Here is a 16816-nt window from a genome sequence, read left to right on the forward strand (position 1 = left end):
TGATGTTTCGGTTTGTGTTACGCGCTTTGCTCTTCTTTGTCCGCAACAGCCTTGACTGCCAACGCGAAGTTGCGCATCGGCGCTTGAAGAACGCTAAGCAGCATGGACAGCAGTCCTTCGCGGGAAGGAAGTTCTGCCAGTGCTTTGATTTGGGACTCGCTTACCACTTTGCCTTCTACTACGCCGCCTTTCAATTTCAAAGCGTCGTTCTTTTTGGCAAAATCGTTCAAAATTTTGGCGGGTGCCACTGCATCATTCGCACTGAAGGCGATAGCTGTAGGGCCCGTCAGAACTTCATTCAGCTCGGTCAGTTCAGCCGCAGCGGTTGCACGACGAAGCAGCGTGTTCTTAAGAACTTGGAATTCAACGCCCGCTTCGCGAAGCTGCTTGCGCAGTTCCGTTACTTGGGAAACGTTCAATCCGCGGTAGTCTGCAACAACAGTCGTGATGCTGTTTTGCAGTTTGCCGGTAACGACATCAACCGCTTCCTGTTTAGCTTCAATTACTTTAGCATTTGCCAATGATTACACCTCCTGATAATTTATACGGCGTACTTTTAACGGAAAAGTTCCGCCGATCCTACGCAGGCATTAGAAAAGCCTCCGCAGATTCACGAAGGCTTGATAAAACGGTAAGTACACGGCGTCGCCGCTTCCTTTGTTTCTATCATAACACCTCGGTAGGAAATTAAGCCTTGCGGCACCTACTGTCTACGGCAAGCATATTCAAAGTTAAGTCGAAAACCCTCAAGTGGTCACAACTGCTATAGATTATCAAAGATTGTCCCGAGAGTCAATCCCTAATTATCTGTAAACGGCTGTGTTCACACGAGCGCTAGGTCCCATAGTCGAAGATACCGAGATGCCTTTGAGGTATACCCCTTTGGCTGCAGCCGGTTTCGCACGGTTCAGAGCGTCGATGAGTGCTTTAAGGTTCTCGTTCAGTTGAGCAGCGTCAAAAGACACTTTGCCGATTGGCGCGTGAATTTGACCCGCTTTGTCCAGACGGTACTCGATTTTACCGGCTTTGATTTCTTGAACAGCCTTGGCAACATCGAATGTAACCGTGCCGGCTTTAGGGTTAGGCATAAGGCCTTTACCGCCGAGCAGACGGCCCAGTTTACCGACTTCGCTCATCATGTCAGGTGTAGCTACGCAGACGTCGAACTCGAACCAGCCTTGTTGAATTTTGTTGATCATATCTTGATCGCCAACAAAATCGGCGCCGGCCGCTTCCGCTTCCTTCGCTTTGTCACCTTTCGCAAATACAAGCACGCGCTGGGTTTTGCCTGTGCCGTGAGGCAGGACAACAACGCCGCGAACGGCTTGGTCTTGTTTACGAGGGTCTACGCCCAGGCGAACGGCCGCTTCAACGGTTTCGTCGAATTTGGCAGTTGCCGCCTTCTTCACAAGCTCAACGGCTTCCGAAGGCTCGTAAGTTGCTTCGCTGTTAATCAGCTTGGCAGCTTCCAGGTATTTCTTACCATGTTTAGCCATGAAAATGTTCCTCCTTTGTGGTGTTAGCGGAATATCCTCCCACATATTGCGGTCCTAAAAAAGACCGTATGAACGAAAACGTAAGATTAGTCTTCGATCGTGATGCCCATGCTGCGGGCAGTTCCTTCAACCATACGCATAGCCGCTTCAACGGATGCAGCGTTCAGGTCGGGCATTTTTTGCTCGGCAATTTCACGCACTGCGGCGCGGTTCAGCTTTGCAACTTTTTTCTTGTTCGGTTCGCCGGAGCCTTTTTCTACTTTCGCAGCGATGCGGAGCAGAACGGCAGCCGGAGGAGTTTTGGTGATGAACGTAAAGGAACGATCCTCGAAAACCGAGATTTCAACCGGAATAATCAGGCCGGCTTGGTCGGCGGTACGGGCGTTGAATTCTTTACAGAATGCCATGATGTTGACACCTGCTTGACCGAGCGCCGGACCTACCGGAGGCGCAGGGTTCGCTTTCCCTGCAGGAATCTGCAGTTTCACCATTTTGATAACTTTTTTAGCCATGAGTGACACCTCCTTGACGCTAGTACTGGACTACGAACGACAAATCGTCCGTTCACAAGAAACCCTTGTGTTATATTTTCTCCACTTGAGTGAAATCCAACTCCAGCGGGGTTTCCCTTCCAAACATGTTGACATGAACCTTGATCTTGCTCTTGTCAGCCAAAATTTCTTCCACGGAGCCCACAAAATTCGCAAAAGGACCAACCATGATGCGTACGGATTCCTTGATTTCGAAATCGATCTTCGCTTTCGGCTCAACCATGCCCATATGCTTCAGAATTTGTTCAACCTCTTCCGGAAGCAGAGCGGTTGGCTTGGAACCAGACCCCGTCGAACCTACGAATCCCGTAACGCCCGGCGTGTTGCGGACAACATACCAGGAATCATCCGTCTGGATCATTTCGACCAAAACGTAACCGGGGTAAACTTTACGCATGACAGCCTTCTTCTTGCCGTCTTTGTTTACCACTTCTTCTTCCATAGGAACAAGAACGCGGAATATTTTGTCTTCCATGCCCATGGACTCAACGCGCTTTTCTAAATTGGCTTTGACCTTGTTCTCATACCCGGAGTAGGTATGAACGACGTACCATCTTTTTTCCATATCAAGCCACCTAGGACCTCTCTAAATAATCGATTCGATCACAAAGGAAATACCTATGTCCAGAACCCAGAAATAAAGTGCGACTACTACAATTGTACCTAGTACGATCATTGTATAGTTGGTCAGTTCTTTACGGTTGGGCCATCGAACCTTTTTAAGTTCAGTCCAGCTCTCAGTGAAAAAGGAAAACAAAGACTTGAAACTGCTTTTCACGCCGACTACACCTCCAACAAACTATCTAGTTTCACGATGAGGAGTTTGCGCGTTGCAAAACTTGCAAAACTTCTTCAACTCCATGCGGTCGGGATGATTACGCTTGTTTTTGGTCGTCGCGTAGTTTCTTTGCTTGCAGCTTGTACAAGCCAAAGTAATAATTACCCGCATGCTGTGCACCTCCCGAAGACGTTCTTCCGATTCGCAGAACCGAAAGACGCAAAAATTGATCCCAAGAAGAAAGGGCTCCGCCGCTCCCTAAAGGCAGTTCTCGTTTCTCCGAAAAATATAAAATAAAGAGAAGCACGAAGCTTACACTCACTCATATTTCATGAAAAAACGGTTAACCATCCTTTTCGTGAATGGCATCTCTTTTTTCAAAGCATAAGCAAAGATTCAGTCAAACAGCCTGCACTTTGTTTATATTCAAAAAAAGCCGCGAATTTGGGCCTACCTAAAACACTTTATCATAATGCCAAGCCCAATGTCAACGAAAATTCCTATGTTACCATCATAGCCGCTCCGGCGTGAGCGAGAGTCTTTGCTTTGCAAACCTTCACTAATCTGCTGGTCCAATATCCATTATGAAGCAAATCCGCCATGCATAAACCATCAGACAACTTACCCAATTAAAAAAAGACTCGTATCCGAGCCTTTCCGGTTCTTATTATATCACTAATTGTCACGCACTTCCAGATATCTTTCAAGTTTCCGCTTTACCCGCTGAAGAGCGTTATCGATCGACTTCACATGACGCTTCAAATCCTCGGCAATCTCCTGGTAGGAGCGTCCGTCGAGATAGAGCATTAACACTTTGCGTTCCAAATCGCTGAGAATTTCAGCCATCTTGTCCTCAAGCCCGATGAATTCCTCCTGATTGATAATCAGTTCCTCGGGGTCGAGTACCTGCGATCCGCAAATGACATCCATCAACGTACGATCCGAATCCTCATCGTAAATGGGCTTGTCCAAAGAGACGTAAGAATTGAGCGGAATATGCTTCTGGCGTGTAGCCGTCTTGATGGCAGTAATGATCTGCCGGGTGATGCACAGCTCGGCAAACGCCTTGAACGAAGACAGTTTGTCACCCTTGAAATCACGAATCGCCTTGTATAGGCCGATCATGCCTTCCTGCACAATATCCTCGCGATCGGCTCCGATCAGAAAGTAGGAACGGGCCTTGGCTCGCACAAAATTGCGGTACTTGTTGATCAGATGTTCCAATGCGCCACCGTCGCCGCTCCGAAAAGCTTCGACAATATCTTCATCGCTTATGAAATCATACTCGGACAGCATTAATTCCTTGAGGTCGACACTCACCAAGAATCCCCCCGGCTGCAACGCAGGACGCATCGTTACTTCGTGAAATATACGAACAGTATATATTACGTAACCTTACACCGTCAACAAGCGTTTGACCAAATACAATCATGAATAGCATAAAATTACAATTACTCAAAACTTATCTTACATGGTTTTGGACATTTATTGTCTCCGCCAATCCTCCAGCCGGCTGCGCACTTCCGGTGGCAGTTTGTCTTCCAGGGTGTGGCGGGAGGAGCGGGTATTTCGCGGTTCGATAGTCTTTTTGACCTCCCGCTGCATCTCCTCCACCTCCAGCCGGAGCTCCCTAGCCGAAACCCGCAGCGCCCCATGCGCAAAAATGACATGCTGCTCGGTAGAATCGCTGGTGGCTACATAAATCTGCCTCCGGCGGTGGCTGTACTCTCCTACCAGCCGCTCGATGCATTCATCGGCGGTTTCTTTTTCCTTCGTGAAATACACCTGCACTTTGCCCTGGACAAAAGAACGTCCAAGGCCCGGTACCCGATAGGCGTCGAAAACGGCGATGACGCGCCGGCCGGAATAGGCCTGGTAATCGGCGAGCACACCCAGAAGCCGGTCGCGCGCTTCCTGCATGCCGGTCTGGGACAGCGCGGCGAGCTCTGGCCAGCCGCCGATTATATTATATCCGTCCACCAGCAGCACATCGCGCCAATCCTTCATCGCGATGAAAGCGTACGACGGCGCCGCAGCACCTCGTACATAATGACGCCCGCCGCCACGGAAGCATTAAGCGAATTGATCCGGCCAAGCATCGGAAGCTTGAGCAGTATATCGCATTTTTCGCGGATCAGCCTGCCCATACCCTTGCTCTCGTTCCCGATGACGACGGCAACCGGACCGGTAAAAATATCGGACCCGAACAGATCCTGATCCGTATCGACATCCGTTCCGACAACCCAAATCCCCAGCTCCTTCAGCCGATCGATCGTCTGTCCCAGGTTAGTCACCCGCGCAACGGGTACATATTCCACTGCACCGGCGGAAGTCTTCGAAACCGTGGCCGTAATTTGCGCGGAACGCCGTTTGGGCACAATGACGCCGTGCACCCCGGTGCAGTCAGCGCTGCGAAGGATCGAACCGAGGTTATGCGGATCTTCGATCTCGTCCAGCAGCAGCAGGAACGGATGCTCTCCCTTGGCCTCGGCGGCGGCCAGCAGATCGTCGACTTCGGCATATGCATAGGGAGCCGCCTGAGCAACCACTCCTTGATGCTGCACTCCTGGAGCCAGCTGGTCCAGTTTGCGTTTGTCCACATGCTGGACAATGACGCCAGCCTGACGGGCTTCGGCTACGATGGGAGCCGTCAGCGCTTTTTGCGCGTTCTCCGCGATCCATATTTTATTGAGCGTCCGGCCTGCACGCAGCGCTTCAAGCACCGAATGCTTGCCGGCTAATATTTCTTCATTCTTGTCGTGATCTTCAACCATGTTGTTTCCTCCCGGTTCTATCTTTCCATTTGCTGAATGCCGCTGTGTATCAATTCCTGCATCCTTGCCTGCTGTCCCGTGTAATACAAATAGCCGATCAGGCATTCGAAAGCCGTAGCGTACCGGTACTCCAGCACATCGGCATTTTTGGGTATGGTGCCGGACTTGGCGTTACGCCCCTGACGGATAATGTCCTTCTCCTCATCCGTCAGCTCCGGCTCAATCAAGCTGAGAAGCTTGCTCTGCGCCTTGGCCGACACGAGTCCGGTCGCGGCGCGGTGAAGATGATTGGGGCGCAGATTGGGACGCGAAATGACATACTGCCGCACCGCCACCTCGTATATCGCGTCGCCGATATAGGCCAGCACAATGGGCGAAATCAGCTTGACCGGCTTGGATGGCTCGTAAGGAAACCAGCCTTCGCTCATTTGCGCTTCCACCGCATTCCCTGCGGCGTATCCTCCAGCACGATGCCCATATCGTTCAAAATATCGCGGATTTCGTCGGCCCGGCTCCAATTCTTCGCTTTCCGGGCTTCCGCGCGCTCCTCGATCAGGCGCTCAACTTCGTCGTCGGCGTCTTCCTCTTCCGTTTCGGGAACGAGCCGCAGCACGGTATTCAACTCTTCAAACGTCTTCAGCAGAGCAGCCAGATCGGCCGCCGCCAGCGCATTGTCCGAGAGTGCCACATTGGCCGTGCTGACCCATTCGAACACGGCTGTAATCGCATCCGGCGTGTTGAAGTCGTCCTGCATTTTTTCGTGATACTGCAGCACAATAGCGTCCAGTCTCGCCTTCAGTTCTGCGCTTGCTTCATCCGGATTGCCGTCTCCCGCAAGACTTATGCGGTGCTTGACGTTCCCCGCGGCGCCCGCTATGCGCTCTACGCTTTTCTCCGCGGACTGCAGCGCCTCTTCGCTGAAATTCAGCGGATTCCGGTAATGAGTCGAGAGCATGAAATAGCGGATCGTCCCCGCTTTGTAGCGGCCGAGGAAATCCTTGACGAGCAGACCGTTGCCGAGGGATTTCGACATTTTTTCGTCTCCAATGTTAAGGAAGCCGTTATGCATCCAGTAATTCGCCAGCGGCTTGCCGGTCAGCGCCTCGCTCTGCGCGCATTCGCATTCATGGTGGGGAAACGTCAAATCCTGACCGCCGCCATGGATATCAATCGTATCGCCCAGAAATTCGCGAGCCATGGCCGAGCACTCGATATGCCAGCCGGGGCGTCCGTCTCCCCACGGGCTGTGCCAGAAAATCTCTCCCGGCTTCGCCGCCTTCCACAGCACGAAGTCTTCGGGATGCTCCTTGCGCGAATCGACCTCGACGCGGATGCCGAACTGCAGCTCCTCCAGATTCTGGCGGGACAGCTTGCCGTAGCTCTCGAACTTAGCCGTACGGTAGAAGACATCCCCGCCGCTCTCGTAAGCGTAGCCTTTGTCCACCAGTTCCTTGATAAATTCGATGATCAGATCCATGCTCTGTGTCACGCGCGGATTGCGGGTGGCCGGGCGCACGCCGAGTCCCTCGTTGTCCTTTAAAAAAGCGTCGATGAACAGTTCAGCCACTTCAGGCACGGTTGTGCTCATCTCCTCAGCCTTGCGGATCAGCTTATCGTCCACATCCGTGAAGTTGACCACATAATCGACCTCATTGCCGAGCTGCTCCAAATAGTTGCGGACGATGTCGAATACGATGACCGGCCTCGCATTTCCAATATGAATATACCCGTAAACGGTTGGTCCGCACACGTACATCTTGACCTTGCCCGGAACAAGCGGCACAAATTCTTCCTTGCTCCGTGACAGCGTGTTGTAAATATAGAGCGCCATACTGCTCAATCCTTTCTCTTTCGGCCTTAGCCCGGCCTTTGCCAGTTGCCTGGTTTAAATTTCGTAATCTCCGAAATACTGCTCGCTTTCCAGCCGGCGCTGCTCCGCTTTCTGTCTGTCCTCCCCGCCGATCTGCTGACGCAGCTCTTCGATCTCTTTTTGCAGAAAACGCAAGGAATCAACGACCGGATCGGGCAGCTTCGTATGATCCAGTCTGTCCCTCACCCGCTCTCCGTTGCGCTTCACGATGCGGCCGGGATTGCCGACGACCGTACTGTTGTCCGGCACTTCACGCAGCACAACCGCGTTCGAGCCGACATTGCAGTTATCCCCGATCCGGAACGAGCCAAGCACCTTGGCCCCGGAGCCGATAACCACATTATTGCCAACCGTCGGATGGCGCTTTCCTTTCTCTTTACCGGTGCCTCCCAGAGTGACCCCCTGATAGATGATGACATCGTCGCCAATCTCGCAGGTTTCTCCAATAACCACACCCATCCCATGGTCGATAAACAATCTTTTGCCTATACGCGCCCCGGGATGAATCTCGATACCTGTCATAAACCGGCTGAATTGCGACACCATGCGCGCCACTGTAAACCACTCGCGTCTGTATAAGCGGTGGGCAATCCGGTGGGCCCAGATCGCATGCAGACCGGCATAAGTAAAAAAGACCTCGAACCGGTTGCGGGCTGCGGGATCATTGTCCAGCACCACCTGAATGTCCGATTTGATATGCTCAAACATCGCGGTTCCCCCTCCATGCTTCCTCGCCTCCTGTTGTCAGGATGTACGAAGAAGATAATCCGCCTTTTCTGTATTCTCTCTATTTTCAGAAGAAACGCTGCACCGGCCTTATAGGACCGGCACCGGCTTCCCGTAAAAATATAAGACGAAATATAAGCGAATGGCTTATCGCTTCTTACTTCTTATATTTCAACAAAAAACGCCCCTGCAGCATAAAGCTGCAGAGACGTCTTAGCGCGGTTCCACTCTGCTTGGACAATGACCTTCCCCGCTTGAAAGCGGCAGGCTCATCGTCCCTCTTGGCATCCGTAACGGCGATGTTACCGGCGCGGCCTAACGGCGCTTATCAAGCAACCGCTCAACCGCACAGCTCACAGGCGCATCTTCCACGGCGTGCCATGAATAACTCCCAGCCTGAAAAGGCGACCCTTTTCGCGGTTATTCTCTCTGCAAATGGCTGTTATGCGCGTACTTCTCCTGATCGCAGCTTTTTCGATATTCTTCTATCTTAGCGAAAAGAACCGGTACTGACAAGGGGATATGCCTATTACCGGGCCTTTAGGCTCCTTTAATCTGCGCTTTGAGGCGGTCAATGACCCGGCTGCGTCCCATCAGAACAATAGTCGCATTGAGGTCTCGCCCGTGCGTCTGTCCGGTTACTGCGACACGAATCGGCATGAACAGCGCCTTGCCCTTATGTCCAGTCTCCTTCTGCACTTCCTTAATTAATGCCCCAATCACGGCCGGGGTAAACTCCACGCTTGCTTCAACCTTCGCCAGAAAGGCAGAGAGCACCTCAGGGACCTGATTCTCCGACAAAATCTGCGCCGCTTCCGTTTCCAGCTCAAGATGAGTGCGGAAAAAGATTTCCGAAAGGTTCACAATATCCGAGGCAGCCACCATCTGCTCCTGGTAAAGCGCGACGAGGCTTTCCGCCCAAGCGCGTTGTTCTTCGTCCAGCTCCGCCGGCAGTCTTCCGGCCGTCTGCAAATGGGGAATGGCCAAATCTGCGATCCGGATTGGATCGGACTGCTTGATGTAATGGTTGTTCAAATGTGCCAGCTTGTTCGTATCGAACACGGCCGGGCTCTTGGACAGCCGGTCGGCGTTAAAGATGGAGATCAGCTCTTCCCTGCTGAAAATCTCTTCCTCCCCTTCCGGCGACCAGCCGAGGAGCGCAATAAAGTTGAACAGCGCTTCCGGCAAATAGCCCAGATCCTCGTACTGCGAGATAAACTGGATGATGGATTCGTTGCGCTTGCTTAGCTTCTTGTGGTCATCGCCGACGATCAGGGTCATATGGCCGAACAGCGGCGCTTCCCAGCCGAGCGCTTCATAAATCATAAGCTGACGGGGCGTGTTGGAGATATGGTCTTCGCCGCGCAGCACATGGGTGATATCCATCAGGTGGTCGTCGACGGCTACCGCAAAATTATAGGTAGGAATGCCGTCCTTCTTGACAATGACAAAATCGCCCATTTCCGTTGTCTGGAAGGAGATTGGACCCTTGACGATATCATCAAAGGAATAGGTGCGGTCTTCCGGAACCCGGAAGCGGATGCTGGCGATTCGGCCTTCCTGTTCAAAGGCGGCGCGCTGCTCTTCGGTCAGATCGCGATGCTTCCCGGAATAACGGGGCGTCTCTCCCCGGGCAAGCTGCTCTTCACGCTCCGCTTCCAACTCTTCCTCGGTACAGTAGCAGCGGTAAGCCAGACCGCGGTCGATCAAATCCTGCCAGTACACGCGATACAGATCCAGCCGTTCCGTCTGGCGGTAAGGGCCGTATTCGCCGCCGACATCTATGCTTTCGTCCCAATCGATACCCAGCCATTTCAAATATTTCAGCTGGCTTTCTTCGCCGCCGGCGATATTGCGCTTCACATCCGTATCCTCGATCCGGATAATGAACTTGCCGCCTTGGTTTCGGGCGTACAAATAATTAAATAAGGCCGTTCTGGCATTGCCGATATGTAAATGTCCTGTAGGGCTAGGCGCGTAGCGCACCCGGACTTGATCTCCCATTTTTAGTTCCTCCGTTCTTTCATTTGATTGATTTCTCAATCCTGGTCATCTCATGATCATAGCATATTTTGGAGCAGGCAGACAATAGATTGGGCAGCGATGCCCTCGCCTCTTCCGGTAAAGCCAAGTTGCTCCGTGGTGGTCGCCTTCACGTTGACCTGAGACGGCTGCGCCTCCAGCGCCCGTGCGATAATCTCCGCCATTTGCGGAATATAGGGCGCCATCTTCGGTTTCTGGGCGATAATGGTAGAATCGACATTTCCCAGCCGGTAGCCGCGTTCCTTGGCCAGCCCCCAGACATGCTCCAGCAGCTTCAGGCTGTCCGCATTCTTGAAAGCGGGGTCCGTGTCAGGGAAATGCCGGCCAATATCGCCTAGCCCCAGCGCGCCGAGAATGGCGTCGCTGATCGCGTGCAGCAGCACATCGGCGTCCGAATGTCCCAGCAGCCCCTTTTCGTACGGAATGGTTACGCCTCCGATGATGCATGGTCGTCCTTCGACCAGCTGATGCACGTCAAACCCTTGTCCTACAGCGATCATGCTTGTCCCTCTCTCCTTGAGCGTTACTGTAAATTCCGCATATTCCAAATCATCGGGCGTTGTAATCTTAATGTTGCCGTAGCTTCCTTCCACTACCGCTACCGGTATTCCTGCCCGCTCCGCGAGGCTGGAATCGTCAGTGCCTACAAATCCTTCCCTGTCCGCAGCTTCATAAGCTGTCCTCAGCTCTGACAGACGAAAAGTCTGCGGGGTCTGAATCGCCCACAGACTGCGCCGGTCCGGCGTCGAGAGTACTCCGCCCCGATTGTCCACCAGCTTGATTGTATCCTTCACTGGAACGGCTAGGACGGACGCTCCCGTCCGTCTCGCTTCTTCGTAACAAGACTCAATGTCCGCCGGACGCACAAAAGGCCTGACTCCGTCATGGACCATTACCCATTCCGTACTCAGTTGCCCCAGTCCGCGGTATACGGAGTGCTGCCGCTCGGCGCCTCCGGCTACGATGGCTTTTACCTTGCTCAGCCCATATTCTTCTGTCCATTTCCGGCAGCGGTCCAGATCCCCAGCTCCGGTAACGAGCACAATCTCGGAGATCAGTGCGTGCTGCTGGAATACTTCCAGCGTATGCACAACAATCGGTTTGCCCTGTAGAAGCAAATACTGCTTGCTCTCTTCCGTTCCCATGCGCGTTCCTCTGCCTGCCGCCACGACGACGACGCCGACACTGTTTGCCATTCTAGTATGCTCCTGTCCACTTAATTCACGTATATCCCCATCATAACGCGTTTGGCGGGCATTTCCAAGCCTGACGGCGCTTTCGGAGCGTCCGCCGGTGTCAGTTGGAAGGGACTCGAACGGAAATAAAGAAGGCGTTCAAACGGTTCACCGTTCAAACGCCCCGGCGCTACTGCGCTTTTTCCAGAAGCTTCGGCTTGGCAAAAATCATCCGTCCCGCCGATGTCTGCAGCACGCTGGTCACGAGTACCTCCATCGTACTGCCGATGAATTCGCGGCCGCCCTCCACTACGATCATGGTTCCGTCATCCAGATAAGCGACGCCCTGACCATGCTCCTTGCCGTCCTTGATTACCTGGACGATAATTTCCTCGCCCGGCAGCACAACCGGCTTCACCGCGTTGGCCAAATCATTGATGTTCAGCACGGAGACGCCCTGCAGCTCGCATACTTTGTTTAAATTGAAGTCGTTGGTCACGACTTTGCCATGCAGTACCTTTGCCAGCTTCACCAGCTTGCTGTCCACCTCCGAGATTTCCTCGAAATCCCCTTCGTAGATCAGCACCTTAACATCCAGCTCTTTTTGAATTTTATTGAGGATATCCAGGCCTCGGCGGCCACGGTTGCGCTTAAGCAAGTCGGATGAGTCCGCTATATGCTGCAGCTCCTCCAGTACGAATTCAGGGATGACAATCGTTCCCTCGATAAAACCCGTCTTGCAGATATCCGCGATCCGGCCGTCGATAATGACGCTCGTATCAAGAATTTTGTGCTCCTCTGGCCCCGGGCCTTCCGGCTCCTCAGCCTGGCCGAACCTGCCGGTTGCCCACAGCGCGCCCAGCTCTACCTTTTTTTCCAGGCCGATCCGCAGTCCAAGATACCCCAGACCCGCCGTGACCGGCACCTGAAGAAGCTCGCCCGCCTTTCCAAGCCACGTCATGCAAGGATAGAGCAGCAGCGACAGCAGCAATCCTCCGAGCAGCCCCGTCGTCCCGGCAGCCAATTCATCCATCGGCACCCGCGAGCAGTACAGCGCCGCCTCCCGTAGTCTTGCTTCCGCCCAATCTGCGCATAACGCCACCGCAAACAAAAAGATAATGGCACCCAGCACCGCAAACATAAGACTTCCTTCAAGCGGCAGGCTGTCTCCCAGCCGGGTCATGCCTTCCGGAAAATCCCGCTCTGCCGCATGATACAGCGAATAGCCGGCCCAACCTCCGCATAACGCGGCAAATAATAAAATCCATTTTTTCCACATGGTTTACGCACCTCCTTTAATCTCACGCCCTATCCCCCAGTATGTTCCAATTTTCAGGACGGTAATCGTGGGAGGCCCAATTTTTTAGCGAGGAAAGACAAAGTGGCGGCTTGTCGCAATTTGCGGCTTTTTACCCGGTTGAAAAGGAGCTTTTGCGTAGCATATAATGAACTCATTCAAGAAGAAACGGCTTCGCCGTCTTTTCAGGGGCGGCATCCGTTTCTCGCTTATACTTCACGAAACGGGGGGAATGGATATGAGCGCACCAAGTTTGCAGGCTTTTCAGGACCAAGTTTCCGAGCTGCTCCTCAGACACCGCAGTCTGCTGGACGTGCTGTCCAAGAACGATCAAAGCAGCGCCTCGGTCAACCGCGCCGTCGTCAAAGCGATCACGGAGTGCGGCTGCATCGAGCTTCATGCCACCAAGCAGGTATTCGAATCCGGCGTAAGTCTGGAGAAAGCCAAGGAAAAGGCGGGAACCCACGTTCAGGGAGAACTGTGCGAGAACTGCCGCGAAGTTATCGGTTCCGAGCTTGGCCGGGAGCTGTTCTACATGTCGGCGATGTGCAATTTGCTTGGAATCAATATGGACGAGGTCGTCGTAAAGGAATCGCAGAAATGCGCAACGCTCGGACTGTTCAACTTGTCGTAAAGGCCGGATGATGCCGTCATTATTCCGTATACAACCCGCCGTAAAAAAAAAACAAGAGCCGGTTACCACAGCATTCAAGCGTGGAACCGGCTCTTTATTAAAATTCGGCATCTTATCCGTTCTTGGAATGATACGCCTCTTCGTCCGAACGATGTCTTCTGTTGCGGCGACGGCGTCTGGCTGCCAGTCTGTCAAAGTTCTGCTTTAAGCCGTACAAGGCGTACAGGGCCAGCAGGACAAAAATCATTTTGGAAATCTGCTCGGGAAAAACAACAGCAACCGCGACGGCGATCACAATTACGACCGGCGCTCCGATGACCGCTTTTTTCGGCAAGCCGATCTTTTTGAAATTCGGATACTTCACTGTGCTGACCATCAAGTACGACAGCAGCAGCGTAGCGACAATCATGAAAGGAGGCGATACATCCTTATGGAACAGGGACAGCGTAGCCAGTACGCCGCCGGCTGCCGGAATAGGCAGGCCTATAAAGTAACCGGGAATGCCCGGACGAACGTTGAAACGGGCCAAGCGAAGCGCGCCGAACATCGGGAAAATGGCTGTAACCGGCCAGGCCAGTGCATTATTCAAATCGTGCAGGCTAGTCACGTACATGATGAGAGCGGGTGCGACGCCAAAGGAAACGACATCCGACAGCGAGTCCAGCTCTTTGCCGAATTCGCTCTCCGCGCCAAGGGCACGGGCTACGCGTCCGTCCAGTCCATCGGCAAGCATTGCGATGATAACCATAATCGCCGCCATGCCGATTTTACCGTCGAGCGCCATCATGATGCCGAACATTCCGAGCAGCAAATTGCCCAACGTAAATAGACTCGGAATCGATTTTTGTATCATTTCGTCACCTCTATATTATTCGATCAAGTCTTCAATGTCTCCAACAATACGTGATTGTATGATATTTACATTTGCCTGTCAATAAGAACTTGCTTTTGCAGCCGTTTTAATCCGTCCTGGATCCCCCGGGCCCGCGCTTCCCCGATTCCATCAACCTCATCCAGGTCCGCTATGCTCGCTGTCATCAGATTGGGCAGCATTTCAAAACGTTCCACCAAATTATGGATGATGACATTGGGCAGCCGCGGAATTTTGTTAAGCAGCCGGTAGCCGCGAGGTGTGACAGACTCTTCAGAAGTCACCGCAGTGACGGAAAAACCGAGCAGCCGGGCAATATGATTGTCGTCCATCAGTTCGTCATCGCTCGCTCGCTTCAGGCCGGCAATGATTTCGCGGATTTTATCCTCTTCCTCTTCTCTTGCATAGTCTCTGTATAAAAGCCAGGCTTCTTCCTCGGTATTCCCAACCAGTTCTTCCATCTGCATGCTGATCAGGCGCCCTTCGTTGCCGAGCTCTGTGATGTAGCGTTTGATCTCCGTCTTAATCCGGAGCACCATCTCCACGCGCTGGATAACGCCGACCACTTCAGGCACGCTTACAATGCCCTCGTATTCGGAGGCGGACAGGTTCGTCAGCGATTGGTTAAGCACCGCCTTGTACTTCTCCAATGTCTGAATTGCCTGATTGGCCTTCGTCAAAATGACGCCGATGTCTTTGAGCGCATAGCGGATGGAGCCCTGATAGAGCGTGATGATATTGCGCCGCTGCGAAATGGAGACGACCAGCTTCCCGGTCTGTTTTGCAACCCTTTCAGCTGTCCGGTGGCGGATTCCGGTCTCGATCGAGGAAATCGATGAATCGGGAATCAGTTGGGTGTTGGCGTACAGGATACGTTTTAGATCTTCGCTTAAAATGATCGCGCCGTCCATCTTGGCCAGTTCGTATAAATAGTTCGGCGAGAAATCGCAATTGATGGAAAAGCCTCCTTCCACCACCTCCATGACCTCGGGACTGTAGCCTACGACAATCAGCGCGCCCGTCTTGGCCCGCAGCACATTTTCCAATCCATCCCTAAACGATGTGCCCGGTGCGGCTAGCCTGAGCAGTTCGTTCATATTTTCCAATTGGTGGTCTTTCATTTTTCTGCCCCCTAATCTAACGCGACCGCTAATGCGTCTGCTACAGTATTCACTCCGATAATCTGTATATCCTGCGGATGCTTCCAGCCCTTCAGGCTCTTCTCGGGCATAATGACCCGCCGGAACCCCAGTTTGGCCGCTTCTTTGACGCGCGTTTCCGCTCGGGAGACGCCTCTTACTTCACCCGTTAGCCCGACCTCTCCGAAGAACACATCGTACGCCTTCGTCGGGATGTCACGAAAACTGGAAGCAATGCTGACCGCAACTGCCAAGTCAATGGCAGGCTCATCCAGCTTCACCCCGCCCGCGACATTCAGATAGGCATCCTGATTCTGCAGGAACATGCCCATCCGCTTCTCCAGGACGGCTATAATAAGCGCCATCCTTTGGTTATCAAGTCCGGTGGACATCCGCCGCGGGGAAGGAAAATGCGTGGCGGCAACGAGCGCCTGCAGCTCGACCAGTACCGGCCGCGTGCCTTCCATACTGGCTACGACCGTGGAGCCCGCTACTCCAAGGGGCCGCTCGGACAAGAATAGCTCGGACGGATTTTCAACCTCGGACAAGCCGATTTCGCCCATTTCGAAAATGCCGATTTCATTCGTCGAACCGAAACGGTTCTTGACCGCCCGCAGCAGCCGGTACGTGTGATGGCGCTCGCCCTCGAAATACAACACGCAGTCGACCATATGCTCAAGCATCCGGGGCCCGGCAATTGCTCCTTCCTTGGTCACATGACCGACCAGCACGGTGGCGATGCCGCGAATTTTGGCGATCCGCATGAATCTTGTCGTACATTCGCGAACCTGCGACACGCTTCCCGGCGCACTTGTCACTTCAGGCAGAAACACCGTCTGTATGGAGTCGATAACCAGGAACTGAGGCTGAATGGCCTCAATCGCTTCCTCGATCGATTCCATATTCGTCTCGCACAGCACATACAGTTCGGATGACAACGCCCCGAGCCGGTCCGCCCGCAGCCGGGTCTGACGTACCGATTCTTCTCCAGAGATATACAGCACTCGCAGTCCCTGCGTAGTCAGCGCATGGGAGGTCTGCAGCAGCAGCGTCGATTTACCAATGCCGGGATCGCCGCCGACGAGCACCAGCGAGCCTGGAACAATCCCTCCGCCCAGCACCCGGTTAAGTTCGCCGATGCCGGTTAAGATGCGGGGTTCCTGATCACTTTCTATATTTATGATGGACTGGGGCTTTTCTTTACTATGAAAAACGGGAGTATTCATCCCCTGTGTTTTGACTACGCTTTCCGTTTCTTCTACCATGCTGTTCCAAGCTTGGCAGCCCGGGCATTTTCCGAGCCACTTCGGTGACTCGTATCCGCACTCGGTGCAGTGAAATTTCGTTTTAGTCTTAGCCATAAACTCTCCTTCGGACAGATTAACCATGCCGCCATTTCTTCAAATCGCGGATATTTTCCTGTCAATCAAAGTTTACCATTTAAGGGCTGTGAACGAAAGAG

19 protein-coding genes, 1 pseudogene and 1 other annotated feature are annotated in these 16816 nt (G+C 53.1%); of the genes and pseudogenes, 1 reads left to right on the top strand and 19 read right to left on the bottom strand.

Annotation, left to right across the window (positions count from 1 at the left end; genetic code table 11):
- Nucleotides 1–17: 17 nt before the first annotated feature.
- The 16 genes and pseudogenes from rplJ to PUR_RS23460 all read right to left on the bottom strand — a co-directional run bounded on the left by rplJ (nt 18) and on the right by PUR_RS23460 (nt 12692).
- Nucleotides 18–521, bottom strand: a complete 504-nt coding sequence (rplJ, locus tag PUR_RS23385; protein ID WP_179037280.1) for a 50S ribosomal protein L10 — start codon at nt 519–521, stop codon at nt 18–20.
- 62 nt (nt 522–583) lie between these two features.
- Nucleotides 584–734 (bottom strand) — a sequence feature (ribosomal protein L10 leader region).
- A 69-nt stretch (nt 735–803) separates the two neighbouring features.
- Nucleotides 804–1496, bottom strand: a complete 693-nt coding sequence (gene rplA, locus PUR_RS23390) for a 50S ribosomal protein L1 (RefSeq protein ID WP_179037281.1) — start codon at nt 1494–1496, stop codon at nt 804–806.
- Between the two features lie 86 nt (nt 1497–1582).
- Nucleotides 1583–2008 carry a 50S ribosomal protein L11 gene (gene rplK / locus PUR_RS23395; protein WP_124697920.1) on the bottom strand — a complete coding sequence of 142 codons (426 nt, stop codon included), beginning with the start codon at nt 2006–2008 and terminating at the stop codon, nt 1583–1585.
- Between the two features lie 70 nt (nt 2009–2078).
- Nucleotides 2079–2612 (bottom strand): transcription termination/antitermination protein NusG, encoded by a 534-nt coding sequence (gene nusG, locus PUR_RS23400; RefSeq protein ID WP_124697919.1) that lies wholly within the window; start codon nt 2610–2612, stop codon nt 2079–2081.
- Nucleotides 2613–2633: 21 nt separating this feature from the next.
- A complete protein-coding gene (secE, locus tag PUR_RS23405; protein WP_179037282.1) occupies nt 2634–2825 on the bottom strand; it encodes a preprotein translocase subunit SecE in 192 nt (63 codons plus the stop codon).
- A 21-nt stretch (nt 2826–2846) separates the two neighbouring features.
- Nucleotides 2847–2996 carry a 50S ribosomal protein L33 gene (gene rpmG, locus PUR_RS23410; RefSeq protein WP_081755001.1) on the bottom strand — a complete coding sequence of 50 codons (150 nt, stop codon included), beginning with the start codon at nt 2994–2996 and terminating at the stop codon, nt 2847–2849.
- A 504-nt stretch (nt 2997–3500) separates the two neighbouring features.
- Complete coding sequence (gene sigH / locus PUR_RS23415) at nt 3501–4145, bottom strand: RNA polymerase sporulation sigma factor SigH (protein WP_025336691.1); 645 nt, start codon at nt 4143–4145, stop codon at nt 3501–3503.
- Between the two features lie 165 nt (nt 4146–4310).
- On the bottom strand, nt 4311–4832 hold the full coding sequence (locus tag PUR_RS23420; protein WP_179037283.1) for an NYN domain-containing protein: 522 nt from the start codon (nt 4830–4832) through the stop codon (nt 4311–4313).
- Nucleotides 4829–5599: a 23S rRNA (guanosine(2251)-2'-O)-methyltransferase RlmB gene (gene rlmB, locus PUR_RS23425; protein ID WP_179037284.1), complete on the bottom strand. Its 771-nt coding sequence runs from the start codon at nt 5597–5599 to the stop codon at nt 4829–4831. Before rlmB ends, PUR_RS23420 begins: the two co-directional genes overlap by 4 nt.
- Nucleotides 5600–5616: 17 nt before the next feature.
- Nucleotides 5617–6027, bottom strand: coding sequence for a Mini-ribonuclease 3 (locus PUR_RS23430; protein WP_179037285.1), 411 nt, complete (start codon nt 6025–6027; stop codon nt 5617–5619).
- On the bottom strand, nt 6024–7430 hold the full coding sequence (gene cysS / locus PUR_RS23435; protein WP_179037286.1) for a cysteine--tRNA ligase: 1407 nt from the start codon (nt 7428–7430) through the stop codon (nt 6024–6026). Before cysS ends, PUR_RS23430 begins: the two co-directional genes overlap by 4 nt.
- Nucleotides 7431–7484: 54 nt before the next feature.
- The gene (cysE, locus tag PUR_RS23440) at nt 7485–8177 is read right to left on the bottom strand and encodes a serine O-acetyltransferase (RefSeq protein ID WP_179037287.1); all 693 of its coding nucleotides are present in this window, start codon (nt 8175–8177) and stop codon (nt 7485–7487) included.
- 558 nt (nt 8178–8735) lie between these two features.
- Nucleotides 8736–10199: a glutamate--tRNA ligase gene (gene gltX / locus PUR_RS23450; RefSeq protein ID WP_179037289.1), complete on the bottom strand. Its 1464-nt coding sequence runs from the start codon at nt 10197–10199 to the stop codon at nt 8736–8738.
- Between the two features lie 56 nt (nt 10200–10255).
- Nucleotides 10256–10738, bottom strand: a complete 483-nt coding sequence (gene ispF / locus PUR_RS26185) for a 2-C-methyl-D-erythritol 2,4-cyclodiphosphate synthase (protein WP_232101908.1) — start codon at nt 10736–10738, stop codon at nt 10256–10258.
- A 24-nt stretch (nt 10739–10762) separates the two neighbouring features.
- Nucleotides 10763–11434, bottom strand: a pseudogene (gene ispD, locus PUR_RS26190) (2-C-methyl-D-erythritol 4-phosphate cytidylyltransferase); the annotation flags it as partial.
- A gap of 169 nt (nt 11435–11603) precedes the next feature.
- The gene (locus tag PUR_RS23460; RefSeq protein WP_179037291.1) at nt 11604–12692 is read right to left on the bottom strand and encodes a PIN/TRAM domain-containing protein; all 1089 of its coding nucleotides are present in this window, start codon (nt 12690–12692) and stop codon (nt 11604–11606) included.
- 256 nt (nt 12693–12948) lie between these two features.
- Between PUR_RS23460 and PUR_RS23465 the strand changes: the two genes are divergently transcribed.
- Entirely contained in the window at nt 12949–13344 is a 396-nt protein-coding gene (locus PUR_RS23465) for a nucleoside triphosphate pyrophosphohydrolase family protein (RefSeq protein ID WP_124697908.1), read from the top strand.
- Between the two features lie 112 nt (nt 13345–13456).
- Here the strand turns inward: PUR_RS23465 and pssA are convergent, their stop codons facing one another.
- The 3 genes from pssA to radA form a co-directional block, all read right to left on the bottom strand.
- Complete coding sequence (pssA, locus tag PUR_RS23470; protein WP_179037292.1) at nt 13457–14197, bottom strand: CDP-diacylglycerol--serine O-phosphatidyltransferase; 741 nt, start codon at nt 14195–14197, stop codon at nt 13457–13459.
- Between the two features lie 65 nt (nt 14198–14262).
- On the bottom strand, nt 14263–15336 hold the full coding sequence (gene disA, locus PUR_RS23475) for a DNA integrity scanning diadenylate cyclase DisA (RefSeq protein ID WP_124697906.1): 1074 nt from the start codon (nt 15334–15336) through the stop codon (nt 14263–14265).
- 11 nt (nt 15337–15347) lie between these two features.
- Nucleotides 15348–16715 (bottom strand): DNA repair protein RadA, encoded by a 1368-nt coding sequence (gene radA, locus PUR_RS23480; RefSeq protein WP_179037293.1) that lies wholly within the window; start codon nt 16713–16715, stop codon nt 15348–15350.
- Nucleotides 16716–16816: the final 101 nt, after the last annotated feature.

The organism is Paenibacillus sp. URB8-2, assembly GCF_013393385.1.
GTDB lineage: Bacteria > Bacillota > Bacilli > Paenibacillales > Paenibacillaceae > Paenibacillus_AQ.

Coding starts and splice junctions, on each gene's coding strand:
- PUR_RS23420 (WP_179037283.1), bottom strand. CDS start 4,832: ATGAAGGATTGGCGCGATGTGCTGCTGGTGGACGGATATAATATAATC.
- PUR_RS23430 (WP_179037285.1), bottom strand. CDS start 6,027: ATGAGCGAAGGCTGGTTTCCTTACGAGCCATCCAAGCCGGTCAAGCTG.
- gltX (WP_179037289.1), bottom strand. CDS start 10,199: ATGGGAGATCAAGTCCGGGTGCGCTACGCGCCTAGCCCTACAGGACAT.
- PUR_RS23465 (WP_124697908.1), top strand. CDS start 12,949: ATGAGCGCACCAAGTTTGCAGGCTTTTCAGGACCAAGTTTCCGAGCTG.
- radA (WP_179037293.1), bottom strand. CDS start 16,715: ATGGCTAAGACTAAAACGAAATTTCACTGCACCGAGTGCGGATACGAG.
- rpmG (WP_081755001.1), bottom strand. CDS start 2,996: ATGCGGGTAATTATTACTTTGGCTTGTACAAGCTGCAAGCAAAGAAAC.
- cysE (WP_179037287.1), bottom strand. CDS start 8,177: ATGTTTGAGCATATCAAATCGGACATTCAGGTGGTGCTGGACAATGAT.
- rplA (WP_179037281.1), bottom strand. CDS start 1,496: ATGGCTAAACATGGTAAGAAATACCTGGAAGCTGCCAAGCTGATTAAC.
- disA (WP_124697906.1), bottom strand. CDS start 15,336: ATGAAAGACCACCAATTGGAAAATATGAACGAACTGCTCAGGCTAGCC.
- pssA (WP_179037292.1), bottom strand. CDS start 14,197: ATGATACAAAAATCGATTCCGAGTCTATTTACGTTGGGCAATTTGCTG.
- rlmB (WP_179037284.1), bottom strand. CDS start 5,599: ATGGTTGAAGATCACGACAAGAATGAAGAAATATTAGCCGGCAAGCAT.
- ispF (WP_232101908.1), bottom strand. CDS start 10,738: ATGATCGCTGTAGGACAAGGGTTTGACGTGCATCAGCTGGTCGAAGGA.
- PUR_RS23460 (WP_179037291.1), bottom strand. CDS start 12,692: ATGTGGAAAAAATGGATTTTATTATTTGCCGCGTTATGCGGAGGTTGG.
- rplK (WP_124697920.1), bottom strand. CDS start 2,008: ATGGCTAAAAAAGTTATCAAAATGGTGAAACTGCAGATTCCTGCAGGG.
- cysS (WP_179037286.1), bottom strand. CDS start 7,430: ATGGCGCTCTATATTTACAACACGCTGTCACGGAGCAAGGAAGAATTT.
- nusG (WP_124697919.1), bottom strand. CDS start 2,612: ATGGAAAAAAGATGGTACGTCGTTCATACCTACTCCGGGTATGAGAAC.